General features: G+C 63.2%; 17 protein-coding genes. 13 read left to right on the forward strand and 4 right to left on the reverse strand.

Going from position 1 to position 19,591, the window contains the following annotated elements:
- Window positions 1-11 precede the first annotated feature (11 nt).
- A complete protein-coding gene (locus HCN58_RS01405; protein WP_171577589.1) occupies window positions 12-1,514 on the forward strand; it encodes a glycosyltransferase family 39 protein in 1,503 nt (500 codons plus the stop codon).
- A 170-nt stretch (window positions 1,515-1,684) separates the two neighbouring features.
- On the opposite strand, the gene HCN58_RS01410 is transcribed toward HCN58_RS01405, so the two are convergent.
- Window positions 1,685-2,509, reverse strand: a complete 825-nt coding sequence (locus tag HCN58_RS01410; protein ID WP_171577982.1) for a uracil-DNA glycosylase — start codon at window positions 2,507-2,509, stop codon at window positions 1,685-1,687.
- 133 nt (window positions 2,510-2,642) lie between these two features.
- On the opposite strand from HCN58_RS01410, the gene HCN58_RS01415 reads away from it, so the two are divergent.
- The 3 genes from HCN58_RS01415 (at window position 2,643) to HCN58_RS01425 (ending at window position 7,262) form a co-directional block, all read left to right on the forward strand.
- Window positions 2,643-4,301, forward strand: a complete 1,659-nt coding sequence (locus tag HCN58_RS01415; RefSeq protein WP_171577590.1) for an electron transfer flavoprotein-ubiquinone oxidoreductase — start codon at window positions 2,643-2,645, stop codon at window positions 4,299-4,301.
- A 267-nt stretch (window positions 4,302-4,568) separates the two neighbouring features.
- On the forward strand, window positions 4,569-6,350 hold the full coding sequence (locus HCN58_RS01420; RefSeq protein WP_171577591.1) for a tetratricopeptide repeat protein: 1,782 nt from the start codon (window positions 4,569-4,571) through the stop codon (window positions 6,348-6,350).
- Between the two features lie 27 nt (window positions 6,351-6,377).
- Entirely contained in the window at window positions 6,378-7,262 is an 885-nt protein-coding gene (locus tag HCN58_RS01425; RefSeq protein WP_171577592.1) for a 4-(cytidine 5'-diphospho)-2-C-methyl-D-erythritol kinase, read from the forward strand.
- A 94-nt stretch (window positions 7,263-7,356) separates the two neighbouring features.
- Here the strand turns inward: HCN58_RS01425 and HCN58_RS01430 are convergent, their stop codons facing one another.
- Complete coding sequence (locus tag HCN58_RS01430; protein WP_171577593.1) at window positions 7,357-7,986, reverse strand: LysE family translocator; 630 nt, start codon at window positions 7,984-7,986, stop codon at window positions 7,357-7,359.
- A gap of 103 nt (window positions 7,987-8,089) precedes the next feature.
- Window positions 8,090-9,100 carry a polyprenyl synthetase family protein gene (locus tag HCN58_RS01435; RefSeq protein WP_028346936.1) on the reverse strand — a complete coding sequence of 337 codons (1,011 nt, stop codon included), beginning with the start codon at window positions 9,098-9,100 and terminating at the stop codon, window positions 8,090-8,092.
- A gap of 133 nt (window positions 9,101-9,233) precedes the next feature.
- Between HCN58_RS01435 and HCN58_RS01440 the strand changes: the two genes are divergently transcribed.
- From HCN58_RS01440 to HCN58_RS01470, 7 genes are all read left to right on the forward strand, one after another.
- Window positions 9,234-9,461, forward strand: a complete 228-nt coding sequence (locus tag HCN58_RS01440) for a putative signal transducing protein (RefSeq protein WP_171577594.1) — start codon at window positions 9,234-9,236, stop codon at window positions 9,459-9,461.
- Window positions 9,454-10,221 carry a tRNA1(Val) (adenine(37)-N6)-methyltransferase gene (locus HCN58_RS01445; protein ID WP_171577595.1) on the forward strand — a complete coding sequence of 256 codons (768 nt, stop codon included), beginning with the start codon at window positions 9,454-9,456 and terminating at the stop codon, window positions 10,219-10,221. Before HCN58_RS01440 ends, HCN58_RS01445 begins: the two co-directional genes overlap by 8 nt.
- Window positions 10,222-10,464: 243 nt before the next feature.
- Entirely contained in the window at window positions 10,465-11,370 is a 906-nt protein-coding gene (locus tag HCN58_RS01450; RefSeq protein WP_171577596.1) for a S49 family peptidase, read from the forward strand.
- A gap of 111 nt (window positions 11,371-11,481) precedes the next feature.
- Window positions 11,482-11,673 carry a hypothetical protein gene (locus tag HCN58_RS01455; RefSeq protein WP_028346932.1) on the forward strand — a complete coding sequence of 64 codons (192 nt, stop codon included), beginning with the start codon at window positions 11,482-11,484 and terminating at the stop codon, window positions 11,671-11,673.
- 205 nt (window positions 11,674-11,878) lie between these two features.
- Window positions 11,879-12,814 (forward strand): glycine--tRNA ligase subunit alpha, encoded by a 936-nt coding sequence (locus HCN58_RS01460; RefSeq protein WP_171577597.1) that lies wholly within the window; start codon window positions 11,879-11,881, stop codon window positions 12,812-12,814.
- Window positions 12,814-14,913: a glycine--tRNA ligase subunit beta gene (gene glyS / locus HCN58_RS01465; RefSeq protein ID WP_171577598.1), complete on the forward strand. Its 2,100-nt coding sequence runs from the start codon at window positions 12,814-12,816 to the stop codon at window positions 14,911-14,913. The genes HCN58_RS01460 and glyS overlap by 1 nt, the downstream gene beginning before the upstream one ends.
- 3 nt (window positions 14,914-14,916) lie before the next feature.
- The gene (locus tag HCN58_RS01470; RefSeq protein WP_171577599.1) at window positions 14,917-15,519 is read left to right on the forward strand and encodes a class I SAM-dependent methyltransferase; all 603 of its coding nucleotides are present in this window, start codon (window positions 14,917-14,919) and stop codon (window positions 15,517-15,519) included.
- A 269-nt stretch (window positions 15,520-15,788) separates the two neighbouring features.
- On the opposite strand, the gene HCN58_RS01475 is transcribed toward HCN58_RS01470, so the two are convergent.
- Complete coding sequence (locus tag HCN58_RS01475) at window positions 15,789-16,151, reverse strand: DUF1236 domain-containing protein (RefSeq protein ID WP_171577600.1); 363 nt, start codon at window positions 16,149-16,151, stop codon at window positions 15,789-15,791.
- A gap of 235 nt (window positions 16,152-16,386) precedes the next feature.
- Here HCN58_RS01475 and HCN58_RS01480 point away from each other — a divergent pair, with 235 nt between their 5' ends.
- Together HCN58_RS01480 and ppdK are read left to right on the forward strand one after the other, a co-directional pair.
- Window positions 16,387-16,542, forward strand: a complete 156-nt coding sequence (locus HCN58_RS01480) for a DUF3096 domain-containing protein (RefSeq protein ID WP_083519361.1) — start codon at window positions 16,387-16,389, stop codon at window positions 16,540-16,542.
- A 91-nt stretch (window positions 16,543-16,633) separates the two neighbouring features.
- Window positions 16,634-19,504, forward strand: coding sequence for a pyruvate, phosphate dikinase (ppdK, locus tag HCN58_RS01485; protein WP_171577601.1), 2,871 nt, complete (start codon window positions 16,634-16,636; stop codon window positions 19,502-19,504).
- The last annotated feature ends 87 nt before the right edge of the window (window positions 19,505-19,591 follow it).

Below are 19,591 nucleotides of genomic sequence, written 5' to 3' on the forward strand. Positions count from 1 at the left end.
TCGGACGTTTCATGCGCTTCACCTCGCTCGTTGTCGAACTGATCCGCGCCCGCCCACGGCTGGTGGTCTGGCTCGTGGTGTTGGTGCAGGCCGCACTTTGGCTGCTCCTGCCGATGCTGCTCTACCGCAGCCCGCCCGGCGACCTAGCGACTGCGCTGGCTTTCGGACGGGAATACCAGGTCGGAACCTGGCTCGGCCCGCCGCTGGCGTTCTGGCTGACCGACATCGCCTTTCGCGCCGCCGGCAACCACATGTTCGGCGTCTATCTGCTGGCGCAGGTCTGCGCCGTCGTGACCTTCTCGATCTACTATCAACTGGCTCGCGCGATTGTCGGCGGGCAGCAGGCGGTACTTGCGGTGCTGCTCTCGATGACGGTGGTGGCCTTCAGCTCGCCCGGCGTCGAGTTCGGCCCGCTGGTGCTGGCGCGGCCGTTGTGGGCGCTGCTTTTGCTGCATTCCTGGCAATTGATCGGCCAGAACCGGCGTAATGCGTGGTTCGCTTGGTCGATTGAGGCCGGGCTTTTGTTGCTGATCACGCCGGCGGCGCTCGGATTGTTGCTGCTGCTCGCCGGATTTGCCGTTGCCACTGCGCGGGGGCGGCGCGTGCTGATGTCGCTCGATCCGCTCTATGCGCTGCTCGTGATCGCCGTCTTGGTCTTGCCGTATCTGATCTGGTTGCTCCGCGCCGATGCGCTCGCGATGCCGCCGTGGCCCGCGATCTCCGATCTCGGCGCGCGCGCCCTGCACTGGGGCTGGCTGCTCGTCGGCCTCGTGCTCGCGATCTCCGCCATCGTGCTGCTGGCGATCCTCAACTCCGGCTGGTTCGCCCGCAATGCCGGGGAGGCGCCGATCATCTACCGGCCGCCGGTCGATCCGCTGGCGCGCGAGTTTGTCTATTTCTTTGCGCTTGCGCCAGCGCTGCTCGGCAGCCTGATCGCGGGCATCTTCCACCTCGATCATGTCGCCGGCGGGGCGGGCGTCGCCTTGCTGATGTCGGGGCTGGCGGTGATCGTGGCGAGCGGCGATCTGATCCATCTGCGGCGCCAGCGCCTGTTGCGGACGGTGTGGGCGGGCGCGGTTGTCGCGCCTGCCGTGGCGACGATTGCGGCGACGCTGTTTTTGCCGTGGACCGCGAACGAAGTGCCGACCTCGCTGCCGGCAAAGGCGATCGCGCAATTCTTCGGCGACAATTTCGAACGGCGGACCAACCATCGGCTGCGTGCGGTCGCCGGCGATCCGCAACTAGCGAGCTTCATCGCCATGAACCGCGGACGTCCGCATCTGTTGCTCGATACCACGCCGGAGCGAACGCCGTGGCTATCGATCGCGAAGTTCAACGAGACCGGCGGCGTCGTGGTCTGGCGCGCCTCTGATACTTCGGGCACGCCGCCGCCCGATATCGCGCAACGCTTTCCCGGGCTGGTACCGGAAGTGCCGCGCGTCTTCGAGTGGATGGTGAACGGCCGCCAGCCATTGCTGCGGATCGGCTGGGCGATCGTGCGGCCGAAGCAGTAGCGTCGCATCCCGTGGCCCGGATGCAGCGCAGCACCGAAAGCGCGTTCACGCGCGTCTTCGACGCGCTATGGTGATGCGCTGCTGATCCGGGGTCCGTCGTCTTGCGCTGATGGAGGTCCCGGCTCTGCGGTGCATGGCCGAGAGGCGCTGCACCGCGTCCGGGACACCAGCTAATTCGCCTGCTCCAGCGCCTTCGCGATCGCGCGCAGGTCCTGCCACGACATCCGCTTGTACGACGGCGAGCGCAACAAATAGGCCGGGTGGAATGTCGCCATCGCGCGGATCGTGCGGGTGCCGGTGTCGTAGTCGAACCACCGGCCGCGGGTCTTCATGATGCCGTCGCGGGTCGACAGCAGCGTTTGCGTCGAGGGGTTACCGAGCGTCACCAGCACGTCGGGGTTCACCAGCTGTATTTGGCGCTGGATGAAAGGCAGGCAGATTTGCGTTTCCTGCGGCGTTGGCGTTCGGTTGCCGGGCGGTCGCCAGGGGATCACGTTGGCGATGTAGGCCTTGCTGCGGTCGAGGCCGATTGCCGCGATCATCCGGTCCAGCAACTTGCCCGAGCGGCCGACGAAGGGCAGGCCCTCGATGTCCTCGTCGCGTCCGGGTGCTTCGCCGACGAACATGATGCGAGCTTGCGGATTGCCATCGGCAAACACCAGCCGCGTCGCAGTGTTTCGGAGCGCGCAGCCTTCGAAATTTTCCAAAAACGTACGCAGCGCTTCCAGCGTCGGCGCCGTTCGCGCCGCCTCGCGCGCGAGAGCGATGGCCGCTTCCGGCGCGGGCACTATTTCGCTGCGCGGAACTGCCGGCATCGCGGCCGGCATTTCCCTGGCGGAGCGGGGTGGCGCGGTCTCGCGGGCAGGGGCGGGGACTGCAGGGGTGTCGGGCTCGGCAAGCCGATCGACTGGTTCCTCCGTCAACGCGCAATCGACCCCGGCCTCCAGATAAAAAGCCAGCAATTGCCTGACATTAGGCGCGGGTTCAGGGATCAAATCCATTATGCCAATCTAATATGGATCGAGCCGGCGTGAAACGCCTCGCATTGCATTTCCATGGTTGTCCTCCCCGCAAAAATCGGAAACAACGAGCCTTTAGAGCCGTTCTCAATTGGGCTGAGACCAGATCATGAGTGCAGAAGAACTTCCTCCCCGGGAATCCATGGAATTCGACGTCGTGATCGTCGGCGCCGGGCCGTCAGGGCTGGCTGCGGCGATCCGGCTGAAGCAGCTCAATGCCGATCTCAGCATCGTCGTGGTGGAGAAGGGTTCCGAGGTCGGCGCGCACATCCTGTCGGGCGCGGTGATCGATCCGGTATCGCTCGACAGACTGATTCCGGATTGGCGTGAGGACGCCGATTGCCCGCTGAAGACAGAGGTCAGGGACGACCGCTTCTACTGGACCACCGCGACCAGCGCGATCCGGCTGCCGAACTTCATGATGCCGCCGCTGATGAACAATCATCACTGTTATATTGGCTCACTCGGCGATGTCTGCCGTTGGCTGGCGCCGAAGGCGGAGGCGCTGGGTGTCGAAATCTATCCCGGGTTTGCCGCGGCCGAGGTGCTGTACGACGACAACGGCGCGGTGCGCGGCATTGCGACCGGCGACATGGGCATTGCCCGGGACGGCAGCCACAAGGACTCGTACACGCGCGGCATGGAGCTGCTCGGCAAATACACGCTGTTCGCCGAAGGTGCGCGCGGCAGCCTGAGCAAGGAGTTGATCGCGAAATACTCCCTCGATGCCAAATGCGAGCCGTCGAAATTCGGCATCGGGCTGAAGGAAGTCTGGGAGATCGAACCCGCCAAGCACCAGAAGGGCCTGATCCAGCATTCGTTCGGCTGGCCGCTCAACAATTCGACCGGCGGCGGCTCGTTCCTCTACCATTATGACGACAACAAGGTCGCTGTCGGCTTCGTCGTGCATCTCAACTACGACGATCCGTATCTCTCGCCGTTCGACGAGTTCCAGCGCTTCAAGACCCATCCCGCGATCCGTACCGTGTTCGAAGGCGGCAAGCGTATCTCCTATGGCGCGCGCGCCATCACCGAGGGCGGCTATCAGTCGGTGCCGCGGCTGAGTTTTCCGGGCGGCGCGCTGATCGGCTGCGCGGCGGGTTTTGTCAACGTGCCGCGCATCAAGGGCGTGCACAATGCGATGGGCAGCGGCATGCTCGCCGCCGAGCATGTCGCCGCTGCGCTCGGTGCCGGCCGCGCCAATGACGAGCTAGTCGAATACGAAAACGCCTGGCGGGATTCCGCCGTCGGCCGAGACCTGCACCGGGTCCGCAACGTCAAGCCGCTATGGTCGAAGTTCGGCACCATCATTGGCGTGGCGCTCGGTGGCTTCGACATGTGGTGCAACACACTCGGCTTCTCGCTGTTCGGAACCCAGTCGCACGCCAAACCCGATCGCAAGACGCTGGATCCGGCGAAGGCGCATGCGCCGATCGCCTACCCCAAGCCGGACGGCAAGCTCACCTTCGACAAGCTGTCCTCGGTGTTCCTCTCCAACACCAACCATGAAGAGGATCAGCCGGTTCATCTCAAGGTCGCCGACATGAACCTGCAGAAGACATCTGAGCACGATGTCTATGCCGGTCCGTCGAACCGCTATTGCCCGGCCGGCGTCTATGAATGGGTCGAGGAGACCTCCGGTCCGCGCTTCCAGATAAACGCCCAGAACTGCGTCCACTGCAAAACCTGCGACGTGAAGGACCCGAACGGCAATATCACCTGGGTTCCGCCCGAGGGCGGCGGCGGGCCCAACTACCAAGGTATGTAAAAGGACGTATAGACCACGATTGCGTGAGTTGGAGGAGGGCGATACCGCCTCCGGCCACGATACCGCCACAGTAAAAGCGTTTCCGGGTTGGGCTGGCTATATCGAAGCCCTGAGGGCCTAATCTGCCAATCGATTCGCCAACCCGTATCCTTGCGGTTAAGGGCCAAACGCGGCATTGTCGCTGCCCGAGATGCCGCCGCTTGGGTTTGCATTCGAGACCGATCGTAACGATCCCGCCATACATATCCTGGAGCTAGGCGAACCGTGATGCTTTCCACTCGCATGAATCGTTGGACCATCGCCGCAATTACTGTTGCCAGCCTGGCCGCGCCTGGCGTGGCCTGGGCCCAGACGCCCGAACATACGGCCGACAACGGCGCGCAATTCCCCACCAAGTCCGATCTGAAATCGCTGACGACGGCAGGCAGTTATCTCGCCGCGCGGCACGCCAGCGTCGAACGCGACGCCGCTTCCGCTGCGGCATTCTATCGCTCCGCGCTGCGCACCGATCCGAAGAACAACGAACTCCTGGACCGCGCCTTCATCTCTTCGCTCGCCGATGGCGATATAGATGAAGCGGTCAAGCTCGCCGATCGCATCCTGACGCTGGACAAGGCGAACCGCGTCGCGCGGCTGGTGGTCGGCGTCCGCGATCTTAAGCAGAAGAAATATGCGGCCGCGCAGCTCAACATCAACCAGTCGATCCGCGGACCGATTACCGACCTCGTGGCCACGTTGCTGTCGGGATGGGCGAGCTACGGCGCCGGCGATCCCAAGGCCGCGGTCGCCAATATCGACAAGCTGACCGGCCCCGAATGGTATCCGATCTTCAAGGATCTCCACACCGGTATGATCCTGGAGATCTCGGGCAAGGACAAGGATGCCGGCACGCGGTTCGAGCGCGCCTACAAACTTGACGATTCGATGCTGCGCGTATCCGACGCCTATGCGCGCTGGTTGTCACGCAACAAGGATGGCGCGGCGGCGGCCGGCATTTACGAGGCGTTCGACAAGAAACTGCCGCGGCATCCGCTGGTGCAGGAAGGCCTGCGCGAGACCAGGGCCGGCAAGAAGATGTCGCCGCTGGTCGATTCGGCGCAAGCAGGCGCGGCCGAGGCGCTCTACGGCATCGGCGCCACGCTGACCCGCCGCGGCGGCGAGGATCTGGCGCTGGTCTATCTGCAGCTCGCGCTCTACCTGCAGCCCAGCCATCCGCTGGCGCTGTTGTCGCTCGCCGATCTCTATGAGTCCGTGAAGAAGCCGCAGATGGCGATCAAGGTCTACGAGCGCATGCCAGCTAGTTCGCCGCTCAAGCGCAACGCGCAGATCCAGCTCGCCACCAATCTGGACGCCGCCGACCGCAGCGAAGAGGCGATCAAGATCCTGAAGGGCGTTACCGCGGAGGCGCCGAAGGACATCGAGGCCATCATGGCGCTCGGCAACATCGAGCGTGGCCGCAAGAAATTCAACGATTGCGCCAACACCTACTCGCTGGCGATCGATGCGATGCCGGGGGTGACGGACAAGAACACCTGGGTCACCTATTACTATCGCGGCATTTGCGAGGAGCGCTCCAAGCAGTGGAGCAAGGCAGAGGCCGACATGCGCAAGGCGTTGGAACTGCAGCCCGAGCAGCCGCATGTCCTGAACTATCTTGGCTATTCCTGGATCGACCAGGGCATCAATCTCGACGAAGGCATGAAGATGATCAAGCGGGCCGTCGATCAGCGCCCCGATGACGGCTACATCGTGGATTCGCTGGGCTGGGCGTTTTACCGGATCGGCAATTTTGAAGACGCAGTGAAGAATCTTGAGCGTGCGATCGACCTCAAGCCCGAGGATCCGACCATCAACGACCATCTTGGCGACGCCTATTGGCGCGTCGGGCGGACGCTGGAGGCCAAATTCCAGTGGGCCCATGCCCGCGACCTCAAGCCCGAGGCGGAGGAATTGCCGAAGATCGAAGCCAAGATTGCCAACGGCCTGCCGGACGACACTTCCTCCGCGGCTTCCGCCGACAAGAAGAAAGAAGACGGCAAGGGTGGCTGACGGAAGGACCTTGGGGGCTGGTCGGCAATGCCGCTATTGAATGATGAGGCGCGCGCCAAGGTCAATCTGACCTTGCGGGTGAACGGCCGCCGTACCGACGGCTACCATGATCTCGAAAGCGTGGTGGCGTTCGCCGATTGCGCCGATCGGCTGACGCTGACGCCGGGTTCGGATCTGGACTTGAAGATGTCGGGACCGCTGGCGCAGGCCTGCGGCGAGACCTCGGACAATCTGGTGCTCAAAGCCGCGCGTCTCCTGAGCGAGCGCGTACCCGGCATGAAAACCGGCAATTTTACACTCGACAAGGTCTTGCCGGTCGCGGCCGGAATCGGTGGCGGTTCGGCCGATGCCGCGGCGGCGCTGCGGTTGCTAGCGCAGTTGAACGGGCTCGCGCTCGACGATCCCCGCATCATCGAGGTCGCGCAACTGACCGGCGCCGATGTGCCGGTCTGCGTCCAGTCATGTGGCTGCGTCATGACCGGCGTGGGCGAAACGCTGCAGCCGCTCAGCCTGCCGAAAATGCCGTGCGTGATGGTCAACCCCGGTGTTGCCGTCGCGACCCGCGACGTTTTCAACGCGCTCGGCCTGCGCAATGGCGAATTGCTGGTCGGCGTCACCGACGTGCTGCTGCGGGACCGCTGGCCGGACGAGAAGGCATCGCTGGAAGATTGGGTCGAAGCGCTCGCCGCCAACTCTAATGATCTGGAAACGCCCGCGATGCGCGTCCAGCCCGTGATCGGCGAAGTGATCGCGGCGCTCAATGCGACCAACGGCGCCTGGCTGGCGCGGATGTCCGGATCCGGCGCCACCTGCTTTGCGATCTACGAGAACACCGTCGAAGCAGGACGCGCGGCGGAGCAGATCCGGCGCGATCACCCCGGATGGTGGGTGCATGCGGGAACGCTGAGCTGAGCGCAGTTGCGTAGGATGGGGGGAGCGAAGCGATACCCATCGACTTACTCGAACAAGGTGATGGGCTTCGCTGCCGCTCTACCCATCCTACGGGTTAGTTCGCGGGCCGCCGCGCCAGCGCCAGCGAAATACCGAGGCCTGCAATGAACAGCCCGGAGCCCTGTCGCAATCCTTGAAGCAAGTTCGGTCTGCGCGTGAGACTACCGCGCGCCGTGGCGGCCATCATCACCACGACGATATCGACAAGCGTGTTCAGCGCGACCGAGATCAGGCCCAACGCCATGAACTGGAGCGCCGGATAGCTGCCGGCCGGGTCGAGGAATTGCGGAATGAAGGCCAGGAAGAACGCCGCAGTTTTTGGATTGAGCGCTTCGACCAGCACGCCTTCCCGAAACGCGCGTTGCGTACCGACCGTGACGGCCTGTTGCGGCAGCAGATTGCGCGCCTCGCGAAACGTCTTGAGGCCAAGCCAGACCAGGTAGAGCGCGCCCGCGAATTTGAGCGCGGTGAACAGTTCGGCGCTGGCCAGGATGATCGCCGAGACGCCAAAGCCGCCCGCGATCACATGCACGAGCCCGCCGAGCGTCGTTCCAAATGTCGAGGCGATACCGGCGCTTTTGCCGCCCGACAGCGTCCTTGCCGCGACGTAGAAGATTCCGGGACCAGGGACCGCGGCGATGACCAGCGCGGCCAAGAGGAACAACGTGAAATTGGTGCTGTTCAATGCGACGTCTCTTGTAGGATGGGTAGAGCGAAGCGAAACCTATCAGCCGGCGCGAATGGCGTGAACGATGGGTATCGCTTCGCTCCACCTATCCTACCGACGGTTAATGCGATCTCGCCAGACAGAACGCCACCACCTGTTCGAGCGCGGTTTTCATCGGTGACGCCGGGAATAGCGCCAGCGCATCCACCGCCATCGCGCCGTAATGCTGCGCGCGGCTGATCGTGTCTTCCAGCGCACGGTGCTTGGTCATCAGGCCAATGGCATGATCGAGGTCGCTGTCGCCGATCTCGCCGCGCTCCAATGCCTTGATCCAGAACTTGCGCTCACTGTCATTGCCACGGCGGAACGCCAGCACCACCGGCAGCGTGATCTTGCCTTCGCGGAAATCGTCGCCGATGTTCTTGCCGAGTTTCGCAGCCTTGCCGCCATAATCCAGCACGTCATCGACGAGCTGGAATGCAATGCCGAGATTCATGCCGACCGAGCGGCACGCGGTCTGCTCGGCCTTCGGCCGGTTGGCGATCACGGGCCCGACTTCGCAGGCGGCGGCGAATAATTCGGCGGTCTTGCCCCGGATCACGGCGAGGTATTCGTCCTCGGTGGTCGCGGTGTTCTTGGCCGCCGCAAGCTGCATCACTTCGCCTTCGGCGATGGTGGCGGCGGCCGAGGAGAGAATGTCGAGTGCGCGCAGCGAGCCGACCTCGACCATCATGCGAAAGGCCTGGCCGAGCAGGAAATCGCCGACCAACACGCTGGCTTCATTGCCCCACAGCATCCGCGCCGACAGCTTGCCGCGGCGCAGCTCGCTCTCGTCGACCACATCGTCATGCAGCAGCGTTGCGGTGTGCATGAATTCGACGGAAGCCGCGAGCTTGATGTGACCATCTCCGGAATAGCCGGCGAGGCCAGCCATCGCCAGCGTCAGCATCGGGCGGAGACGTTTGCCGCCGGAGGAGATCAGGTGATTGGCCACTTCCGGAATCATGGTGACTTCCGATCCCGTGCGCGACAGGATCGTGGCGTTGACCCGCTCCATGTCGGCGGCGACCAGCCCGACCAGCGCATCTATCGAAGCGTTTGACGGGCTTTCGAAGGGTACAATAACCGCCACGCGGGTCTCCAATTTTGGCCAATTCGCACTATCCTTGTTCTACAATAGAAAGTGCCGGCTTAAGCGGCAAGGGCACGTAGCGGTTGACAGACCCGGTGCCGTCTTCGCGCCGGGGCGAAAAGGAGAACACCACTTGCGGGAATTAGTCAGGACAAACGATATCGTGCTGGTTTCCGCAGTCGGCGCCCTGCTCGACGGCGCCAATATTCATCATCTGGTTCTGGACCAGAACATGAGCGTCATCGAAGGATCGCTCGGCATCCTGCCACGCCGCATCCTGGTTCATGAGGATGACAATCGCGCAGCCCGGCAGTTGCTGGCCGAGGCTGGTCTGGCTCACGAATTGCGCGCCGATGACTGATCCCGTTCTCGAACTCACCGAGGATGCGTTTCTCGGCGGGCAATTGCGTCTGAAGCAACTGAAATCGGGACATCGCGCTGGTCACGATGCGGTGCTGCTGGCGGCAGCGACCGCGGCCCGGTCGGGCGACCGCGTGGCTGAATTCGGCGCCGGAGTCGGTGCCGCGGGCCTTGCGCTGGCCAAGCGCGTGGCAGGTATCGATCTGGTTCTGGTCGAGATCGATGCTGTGCTCGCGGGCCTTGCGCGTGCCAATGCGGAGGCGAATGCGATTCGAGCCGACGTGATCGTGCTCGATGTCGAAGCTGATGCCACCGTCTTTGCCGTTGCCGGACTCCTTCCTGATAGCCTCGATGCGGTGCTGATGAATCCGCCCTTCAACGATCCGGCGCGGCATCGCTCCTCACCGGACACGGCGCGCGGCATCGCGCATATGGCGACCGCAACGACACTCTCAAAATGGGTGCACGCGGCGCGCCGCTTTCTCAAATCGAAGGGAGCGCTGACGCTGATCTGGCGCGCCGACGGAATCGCCGAGGTGCTCTCGGCACTCGATCACGGTTTCGGGAGCCTACAGGTGCTGCCGGTTCACGGCGATGCCCGTGGGCCTGCCAATCGCATCCTGATTCGCGCCACCAAGGGTGGGCGGGCGCCAACGCAAATCCATCCCGCCCTGATGCTCAATGACGAGCCAGGCGTGCCCAACCAAAGGGTGCAGGAGATTCTGGCCGGAAAGGGAACCTTGCCGCTCGCCAGCCCGTAAGGGTGGCTCGCACGTCCCAATCCCCCGAGCAGGACGCTATTGCGGAAGCGTCTCTGACTGTTGTTTGGGCGCCGATGTAAAGTGGATCGCGGCCAGAAGGCTGCCGATGAGCATTATCAGCAGGTAGATTTTCATGTCAGTCTCCGCTGCGCCATTGCAGCTTTAACATCTGCAATGCAAAAGGCGTTCCGACCTTTGCAATGACAGTGGCGCGATAAAAAATGGTTAATTCGAGGTAACGGCATGAATGAACAAATAAGTGATCGCGCGGGATTGCCGAAGCTCATTGACCGGATGAAACAATTCATTCCGGCAAAATTCCGGCCCGACGCTGCGGTCGTCCCGGTGGTGCGCCTGTCGGGCGTCATCGGCGCGGTCACGCCGTTGCGGCCGGGCCTCACGCTGGCCGGCATTGCCAAGACGCTCGAACGCGCCTTCGCCACCCGCCACGCCAAGGCGGTAGCGCTGGTGATTAATTCGCCCGGCGGCTCGCCGGTGCAGTCGCGGCAGATCTACTTGCGGATCAGGCAGCTTGCCGCGGAAAAGAAGCTGCCGGTGCTGGTGTTCGTCGAGGACGTCGCGGCATCCGGCGGCTACATGATCGCCTGCGCGGGCGACGAGATCTTTTGCGATCCGTCATCGATCCTCGGCTCGATCGGCGTGGTCGGCGGCAGTTTCGGCTTTCAGGACTTGATCAAGAGGATCGGCGTCGAGCGGCGGCTTTACACGGCAGGCGAGCACAAGGCGATGCTGGATCCGTTCCTGCCCGAAGACCCCGACGACGTGGCGCGCCTGAAGACGCTTCAGCGCGAGATCCACGCCATCTTCATCGCGCTGGTCAAAGGCAGCCGCGGTGTGCGGCTCAAGGGGGCCGACGACGTGTTGTTCACCGGCGAGTACTGGGCGGGCGAGAAGTCAGTGTCGCTCGGCCTTGCCGACAAGATCGGCGATCTCCGCTCGACGCTGCGCGAGCGCTATGGGGAAAAGGTGCTGACGCCCGTCATCGCGCCGGCAAGCGGGATGCTGGCCGGTCTGCTGGGCCGGAGATCGCCGGGCGCGGGCTCGCTGGCCGAAGGCATCGGGGGATTGCCGGATGAGCTGATTTCGGCGCTGGAGACAAGGGCAATTTGGGCCAAATTCGGGTTCTAGGCCGGGCGGCGCCCGCGCCATTTAGTCCCAAAAGCGGAATTGCGGCGCAGGCCGGCATCGGCGAGAATACAACCCATTGGGGGCTGAGACGTGAACGACAAGGATTGACCGATGCCGCCGCTGATCGCATTTGCGGGTGCCCTGGGAGGGCTCGCCGTGGTCCGCTGGGCCTACAAGACTGCTGTCCGGATCAATAGGGAACTCGAGGAGGCGCGTCTGGCGCGCGTCGCCGAGGCCACCCAGACGGCCGATATTCCGACCCTCCGCCGCGACCCCGTCACCGGCGCCTATCGGCCGGGCTAACCTCCCGGCCCTCATCCTGAGGAGCGGGCGTAAGCCCGCGTCTCGAAGGATGGCCGCACAATTCGGGACCTCATCATTCGAGACGCGCGGCTTTGCCGCGCTCCTCACCATGAGGAATACAGGGCGCCATCGCCTTGATTCCCTGTCCCTACGCCGATACGGTCCCGCGCACTTCAAACCCCCCTTCGCGAGACCGATTCTGCCGATGGACGCTTTGCCTGCCCATATGCGCCCGGAACGTTCGTTCCAAGGCTTCATCCTTGCTCTCCAGCGGTTCTGGGCGGAGCAGGGCTGCGTGATCCTGCAGCCCTACGACATGGAAATGGGCGCCGGCACCTTCCATCCCGCGACGACATTGCGCGCGCTGGGGCCGAAGCGCTGGAATGCGGCCTATGTGCAGCCCTCGCGCCGGCCGAAGGACGGCCGCTACGGCGAGAACCCGAACCGGCTGCAGCACTATTATCAGTTTCAGGTGATCATGAAGCCTTCGCCGCCGAACCTTCAGGATCTGTACCTGAAGTCGCTGGCAGCCATCGGCATTGATTCCAGTGTACACGACATCCGCTTTGTCGAGGATGATTGGGAAAGCCCGACGCTCGGCGCCTGGGGGCTGGGATGGGAGTGCTGGTGCGACGGCATGGAAGTCAGCCAGTTCACTTACTTTCAGCAAGTCGCGGGCGTCGAATGCGCGCCGGTCTCCGGCGAGCTTACCTACGGGCTCGAGCGCCTTGCGATGTACGTGCAGGGCGTCGACCGCGTCTACGATCTCAACTTCAACGGCCGCGACGGCGCCGACAAGGTCACCTATGGCGACGTGTTCCTGCAGGCCGAGCAGGAATATTCCCGGCACAATTTCGAGCACGCCGATACGGCAATGCTGTTCGAGCAGTTCAGGATGGCGGAAGACGCCTGCAAAAAATATCTCGCGGTCGGATGGAAAGAGGGCGGCAATCAGAAAGAACATCTGATGGCGCTGCCGGCTTATGATCAGTGCATCAAGGCGAGCCATGTCTTCAATCTGCTCGATGCTCGCGGCGTGATCTCGGTGACGGAACGGCAGAGCTACATCATGCGCGTGCGCGAACTGGCAAAGGCCTGCGGCGAAGCCTGGGTTCACACCGAAGCGGGCAGGGCGGTCTGATGCCTGATCTTCTGCTGGAATTGTTTTCCGAGGAAATCCCCGCGCGCATGCAGGCGAAGGCGGCGGACGATCTGCGCCGCATGGTGACCGACAGACTGGTCGCCGAGGGCCTTGTCTATGAAGGCGCGAAAGCGTTCGCGACTCCGCGGCGGCTGGCGCTGACCGTGCATGGCATTCCCGCACGGCAATCCGATTTGAAGGAGGAGCGCCGCGGCCCGCGCGTCGGCGGCCCTGATGCTGCGGTCCAAGGATTCTTGAAGGCAACCGGTCTGGCCCGGATCGAGGACGCCAAGATCCAGACCGACCCGAAGAAGGGCGACTTCTACATAGCGCTGATCGAAAAGCCGGGCCGCGCCACCATCGACGTGCTCGCCGAGATTCTGCCGGTCATCATCCGAACCTTCCCGTGGCCGAAATCGATGCGCTGGGGCGGACGTTCGGCCAAATCAGGCTCGCTCTCCTGGGTGCGGCCGCTGCATTCGATCATCGCCACTTTTGGTCTGGAGACCGAAGAGCCCGACGTGGTGAAGTTTGCCGTCGACGGCATCGAGGCCGGGCAGACCACGGTCGGCCACCGATTCATGGCGCCGGCTGCGATCTCCGTGCGCCGCTTCGAGGATTACGAAGCTAAGCTGAAGGCGGCGAAGGTCGTGCTCGACCCGCAGGCGCGCAAGGACACCATCCTCGCCGACGCCAAACAGTTGGCTTTCGTGCAAGGCTTTGAGCTGGTCGAGGACCAGGTGCTGCTGGACGAGGTCGCCGGCCTCGTCGAATGGCCGGTGGCGCTGATGGGGTCGTTCGACGAGGAATTCCTGTCAATCCCCGATGAGGTGATCCGCGCCACCATTCGCAACAACCAGAAATGTTTTGTGGTGCGCGATCCCAAGACCGGAAAGCTCGCCAACAAGTTCATTCTGACCGCTAATATCGAAGCGGCCGATGGCGGCAAGACGATCGTGGCCGGCAACCAGCGCGTCATCCGCGCGCGGTTGAGCGACGCAAAATTCTTCTACGAGACCGACCTGAAGACAAAGCTGGAAGACCGGCTGAAGAAGTTCGACCAGATCGTGTTTCACGAGAAGCTCGGCACGCAGGCGGCGCGAATCAAGCGGATCGAGCGTTTGGCTGCGGAGATCGCACCGCTGATCGGCGCCGACGTCGCAAAGGCCAAGCGCGCCGCCCATCTGGCAAAAGCCGATCTGTTGACTGAAGTCGTCGGCGAATTCCCCGAACTACAGGGTTTGATGGGAAAGTACTATGCGCAGGCGCAAGGCGAAGACGCCTCCGTCGCCGCCGCAAGCGAGGAGCATTACAAGCCGCAAGGCCCTACCGATCGCGTGCCGATCGATCCAGTGAGCGTGGCGGTCGCGCTGGCCGACAAGATCGACACGCTGGTTGGCTTCTGGGCGATCGATGAAAAACCCACCGGGAGCAAGGATCCTTATGCGTTGCGGCGAGCGGCGCTGGGGGTCATCAGGCTGATCGTAGATAGTACGCTCCGGCTGTCGATCTTGAACGTGGCGACGTCCGCCATGGTTGGTTTGCCGGAGAAGGGCGACGCCCAGAAGCTGCCGGCCGACCTCCTTTCCTTCTTCGCCGACCGGCTGAAAGTCCAACTCCGCGACCAAGGCGCGCGTCACGATCTTGTAGATGCCGTGTTTTCGCTCGGTGGCCAGGACGATCTGCTCCTGGTCGTCCGCCGCGTCGAGGCACTCGGCAAGTTCCTCGACACCGACGACGGCAAGAACTTGCTTGCAGGGACCAAGCGCGCGAGTAACATTCTCTCGATCGAGGAGAAAAAGGACAAGCGCACGTTCGACGGTGCGCCGGATGCCGGGCTCTACACGCTTCCGGAAGAAAAGGCGCTCGCCAAAGCTATAGACCAGGTCAAGAGCGAGGCCGGAGCCGCAGTGCAGAAGGAAGATTTCGCCGCCGCGATGAGCGCGATGGCGAAGCTGCGGCCCGCAGTCGATGCGTTCTTCGACAAGGTCAAGGTCAATGACGATGAACCCAAGGTGCGCGAGAACCGACTAAAGCTTCTGAATGAAATCCGCGCGGCGACCCGCGCGGTTGCGGATTATTCCAAGATCGAAGGCTAGACCATGGATCGTCAAACGCTCGCCGCTTATGACCAGGATGCGGCGGCGTTCGCGAAGGACTGGCTCGGTCAGCCGGCGCCCGTCGACCTGCAGGAAATCGTTGAGCGGTTTTTCGTGCGTGGCGGCAATTCGGCCGATATCGGTTGCGGCTGCGGCCGCGAGGTCGCCTGGCTTCACGCGCACGGTTTTTCAGCCGTGGGTTTCGACGCCTCCGAAGGCCTGCTCAACGAAGCGCGCCGGCGATATCCCTCGTGCAAGTTCGCGCATGCCGAACTGCCCGATCTGCGCGGCATCGGCACCTTCGACAACGTGCTGTGCGAAACCGTGATCATGCACCTCGACCGCAAGCAGATTGCAGCATCGGTCCGCCGCCTGCTCGATATCGTCAAGCCCAGCGGTATTCTCTATCTGAGCTGGCGCGTCACCGAAGGCGCCGATCAACGCGACGCGCAGGGGCGGCTTTACGCCGCGTTCGATCCCGCGGTCGTGTCGGCGGAGCTGAAGACCACGACCGTATTGCTCGATGAAGAAGTCGTCAGCGCCTCATCGGGAAAGAAGATCCACCGGCTCGTGGTGAAGAAGCCGGGACTGGAAATCAGGGAATAGTTACCGGTTGGTCATCGCCTGCTGGACCTCATCCCTGAGGAGCGCGTCTTCGCGCGGCTCGAAGGATGAATGGCACCACCGGAGGGCTCGTGGTTCGAGACGGCGCTTTCGCGCCTCCTCACCATGAGGATTCAAGGTTTGCTACGCTTCAGCTATGTGCAAAAACAAAACCCCGCCCGGAGGGGACGCCGGGCGGGGCTATTGTCCGGTCGTATCTCGCGCACATCCGCTTGCGCGGCGCCCGGACCAATCGTTCAGGCTACTGAAGGTCAATCGACCACCTGAACGATCCGACGCGAACGCGGTTCGACCAATATCGTCTGGCCGTTCACCACGGTGTAGCGATAGGGCGTCATCCCGAACGATTGCGGCACGTCGTAGTAGGTCACACCGGTTTCCGGTAGCACGGCGCCAACTGTCACACGCTCGGAAATCGTGTAGTTCGGCACGCGTTCACGCACGATATATTCGCGGAAGGCCGGACGCTGGTCGGCAGCGATGCCTTCGTGTTCACCGATGACGACCGTGCTGCCGCCGGCTGTGCCGGTGGTGATCGTGGTCTGCGCCTGAGCCGCGATCGAGGCGGTCATCGCGCCAGCGATCGCCGCAGTGGCAATTAGTCTATTCCGCATGGTCAACTCCTTCGAGAAGAGGCGCCGGCTTTCGCCAGCGCACACTATGCGGGCCAATTCATCGCTTGAGGCATTGTTCCGGAAAAGCGCGGCCTCATCCGCGGCATTTCTGGGGAATTGTTGCGGAGGATGGAACCCGTTGAAGTGGTTGGGCGTCTTGCTATTCCCAAACCGCGCCAGCGGTTAAGTTGCCACGCTCGATTCGATTTCCCACCCCACGTCACCGGAGGTTTCAATGACCATCACTGCCGCGCATGTTCCCGCGATCGTTGCCCTTCTCGCGGGGATATTCATCCTGATCATGCCGCGGCTGCTCAACTACATCGTCGCTATCTACCTGATCTTCGTCGGGCTGGTAGGTCTCGGCGTGCTTAAGATGTTCAGGTTCTAGCGCCGGAAGCGGGGTTTCGCGGCTTGCGCGGAACCCCTCAAAATGGTGTAAGGCGCGCAATCTTCTTCCCTTTTTCGGATAGTTGGAATCCATGGCCAAAGCCGTCGCGAAGTCCAAGAAGGCTGCAGTTAAATCTGTAGCGAAATCAAAGCCATCCGCCCGGCCGAAGGCCGCGCCGCAGGTCTCGGCCCGCAAAGCGCTGAAGAAGGCCCCGGCCAAGCCGGTCGCCAAGGTCGCGGCCAAGAAGGCTGCCGTCCGCAAGCCTGCCCCCGAGGCGGCAAAATCCGGCAAGTGGGTTTATACCTTCGGCGACGGCAAGGCGGAGGGTAAAGCGGGTCTGCGCGACCTGCTTGGCGGCAAGGGCGCCAACCTCGCCGAGATGGCCAATCTCGGCCTGCCGGTGCCTCCGGGCTTCACCATTCCGACCTCGGTCTGCACTTACTTCTATGCGCATGACAAAACCTATCCGCCCGCTCTGAAGACGCAGGTCGAGAAGGCGCTCGAGTATGTCGGCAAGTTGACCGGCAAGGCATTCGGCGATTCGAAGAATCCACTGCTGGTGTCGGTCCGCTCCGGCGGCCGCGCCTCGATGCCGGGCATGATGGATACCGTCCTCAATCTCGGCCTCAACGACAAGACCGTCGAAGCACTCGCAGAGCTCTCCGGCGATCGCCGTTTTGCCTATGACAGCTATCGCCGCTTCATCACGATGTATTCGGACGTGGTGCTCGGCTTCGAGCATCATCACTTCGAGGACATTCTCGACACCTTCAAAGACAGCCAGGGCTATACGCTCGACACCGACCTCAGCGGCGACGACTGGGTCGAACTGGTCGGCAAGTACAAGGAAGCGGTGGCGCGCGAGACCGGCAAGGATTTTCCGCAGGACCCGCACGAGCAATTGTGGGGCGCGATCGGCGCGGTGTTCTCATCCTGGATGAATACGCGTGCGGTCACTTACCGCCGCCTGCATGACATCCCGGAATCCTGGGGCACTGCCGTCAATGTGCAGGCCATGGTGTTCGGCAATATGGGCGAGACGTCCGCGACTGGCGTTGCGTTCACGCGCAATCCCTCGACTGGCGAGAGCAAGCTCTATGGCGAATTCCTGATCAATGCGCAGGGCGAGGACGTGGTGGCGGGCATCCGCACGCCGCAGGACATCACCGAAGCCGCGCGCCAGGAATCCGGTTCCGACAAGCCGTCGATGGAAACCGCGATGCCGGAGGCGTTCAAGGAGCTGACCCGCATCTACACGATGCTCGAAAAGCACTACCGCGACATGCAGGACATGGAGTTCACGGTCGAGCAGGGCAAGTTGTGGATGCTGCAGACCCGCGGCGGCAAGCGCACGGCGAAAGCGGCGCTGCGCATCGCGGTCGAACTCGCCAATGAAGGCCTGATCTCGAAGAAGGACGCGGTGATGCGGATCGATCCGGCGTCGCTGGATCAATTGCTGCATCCGACCATCGATCCGCAGGCCAAGCGAGACGTGATCGCGACCGGCCTGCCGGCTTCGCCCGGCGCTGCATCCGGCGAGATCGTGTTCTCGTCCGATGAAGCCGCCAAGCTTCAAGCCGATGGCCGCAATGTCATTCTGGTGCGCATCGAGACCAGCCCGGAAGATATTCACGGCATGCACGCCGCCGAGGGCATTTTGACCACCCGCGGTGGCATGACCTCGCACGCCGCGGTGGTCGCGCGCGGCATGGGCAAGCCCTGCGTCTCCGGCTGCGGCGCCATTCGCGTCGATTACGGCCGCGGCACCATGAGTGTCGGCTCCCGTACCTTCAAGACCGGCGACGTCATCACCATCGACGGCTCGCTCGGCCAGGTGCTGGCCGGCAAGATGCCGATGATCGAGCCAAAACTGTCGGGCGAGTTCGGCACGCTGATGGGCTGGGCCGATGCGGTCCGCAAGCTCGGCGTCCGCGTCAATGGCGATACGCCCGATGACGCGCGCACGGCCGTCAAGTTTGGCGCCGAAGGCATCGGGCTGTGCCGCACCGAGCACATGTTCTTCGAGGAAACCCGCATCCGCACCGTGCGCGAGATGATCCTTTCCGAAGACGAGCAGTCGCGCCGTGCGGCGCTGTCAAAACTGTTGCCGATGCAGCGCGCCGATTTCGTCGAACTATTCGAGATCATGAAGGGCCTGCCCGTCACGATCCGCCTGCTCGATCCGCCGTTGCACGAGTTCCTGCCGCACACCCAGGCCGAGATCGAGGAAGTCGCGCGCGCGATGAATACCGATCCGCGCAAGCTCGCCGATCGCGCCCGCGATCTCGCCGAGTTCAACCCGATGCTGGGCTTCCGCGGCTGCCGTCTTGCGATCGCCTATCCTGAGATCGCCGAGATGCAGGCGCGCGCGATCTTCGAGGCGGCGGTCGAAGCCGAGAAACGCACCGGCAACGCCGTTGGTCTCGAGGTGATGGTGCCGCTGATCGCGACCAAGGCCGAGTTCGACCTGGTCAAGGCGCGGATCGACGCCACTGCGCAATCGGTGATGAAGGAGACCGGCAAGAAGCTCGCCTATCAAGTCGGTACGATGATCGAGCTTCCGCGCGCGTGCCTGATGGCCGGCGACGTCGCCCAGACCGCGGAGTTCTTCTCCTTCGGCACCAACGACCTGACCCAGACCACCTACGGCATCAGCCGCGACGACGCCGCGAGCTTCCTCGGCACTTATGTGAGCAAGGGAATTCTCGAGATCGATCCGTTCATTTCGGTCGATCGCGATGGTGTCGGCGAATTGGTGAAGATCGGCGTCACCCGCGGTCGCAAGACGCGGCCCAATTTGAAGGTCGGCATTTGCGGCGAGCACGGCGGCGATCCGGCCTCGGTGGCGTTCTGCCACGAGATCGGTCTCGACTACGTCTCCTGCTCGCCGTATCGCGTGCCGATCGCGCGACTTGCCGCCGCGCAGGCGGCGCTCGGCAAGACGGTGGTGAGCCAGGCGTAGGGCCTCTTCAATACGACAACCAACACGCCGTGATGCCCGGGTTTGTCCCGGGCATTTGCGTTTTGGCGCACATGTCGCCATGACTCT

It is taken from the genome of Bradyrhizobium australiense, from assembly GCF_013114825.1.
GTDB lineage: Bacteria > Pseudomonadota > Alphaproteobacteria > Rhizobiales > Xanthobacteraceae > Bradyrhizobium > Bradyrhizobium australiense.

What these genes read in the sequence shown, in the direction of transcription:
- HCN58_RS01470 (WP_171577599.1), top strand. Translation starts at nt 14,917, where the DNA reads ATGGATCGTCAAACGCTCGCCGCTTATGACCAGGATGCGGCGGCGTTC.
- HCN58_RS01445 (WP_171577595.1), top strand. Translation starts at nt 9,454, where the DNA reads ATGACTGATCCCGTTCTCGAACTCACCGAGGATGCGTTTCTCGGCGGG.
- HCN58_RS01455 (WP_028346932.1), top strand. Translation starts at nt 11,482, where the DNA reads ATGCCGCCGCTGATCGCATTTGCGGGTGCCCTGGGAGGGCTCGCCGTG.
- HCN58_RS01480 (WP_083519361.1), top strand. Translation starts at nt 16,387, where the DNA reads ATGACCATCACTGCCGCGCATGTTCCCGCGATCGTTGCCCTTCTCGCG.
- HCN58_RS01450 (WP_171577596.1), top strand. Translation starts at nt 10,465, where the DNA reads ATGAATGAACAAATAAGTGATCGCGCGGGATTGCCGAAGCTCATTGAC.
- ppdK (WP_171577601.1), top strand. Translation starts at nt 16,634, where the DNA reads ATGGCCAAAGCCGTCGCGAAGTCCAAGAAGGCTGCAGTTAAATCTGTA.
- HCN58_RS01420 (WP_171577591.1), top strand. Translation starts at nt 4,569, where the DNA reads ATGCTTTCCACTCGCATGAATCGTTGGACCATCGCCGCAATTACTGTT.
- glyS (WP_171577598.1), top strand. Translation starts at nt 12,814, where the DNA reads ATGCCTGATCTTCTGCTGGAATTGTTTTCCGAGGAAATCCCCGCGCGC.
- HCN58_RS01425 (WP_171577592.1), top strand. Translation starts at nt 6,378, where the DNA reads ATGCCGCTATTGAATGATGAGGCGCGCGCCAAGGTCAATCTGACCTTG.
- HCN58_RS01415 (WP_171577590.1), top strand. Translation starts at nt 2,643, where the DNA reads ATGAGTGCAGAAGAACTTCCTCCCCGGGAATCCATGGAATTCGACGTC.
- HCN58_RS01405 (WP_171577589.1), top strand. Translation starts at nt 12, where the DNA reads ATGCGCTTCACCTCGCTCGTTGTCGAACTGATCCGCGCCCGCCCACGG.
- HCN58_RS01460 (WP_171577597.1), top strand. Translation starts at nt 11,879, where the DNA reads ATGGACGCTTTGCCTGCCCATATGCGCCCGGAACGTTCGTTCCAAGGC.
- HCN58_RS01475 (WP_171577600.1), bottom strand. Translation starts at nt 16,151, where the DNA reads ATGCGGAATAGACTAATTGCCACTGCGGCGATCGCTGGCGCGATGACC.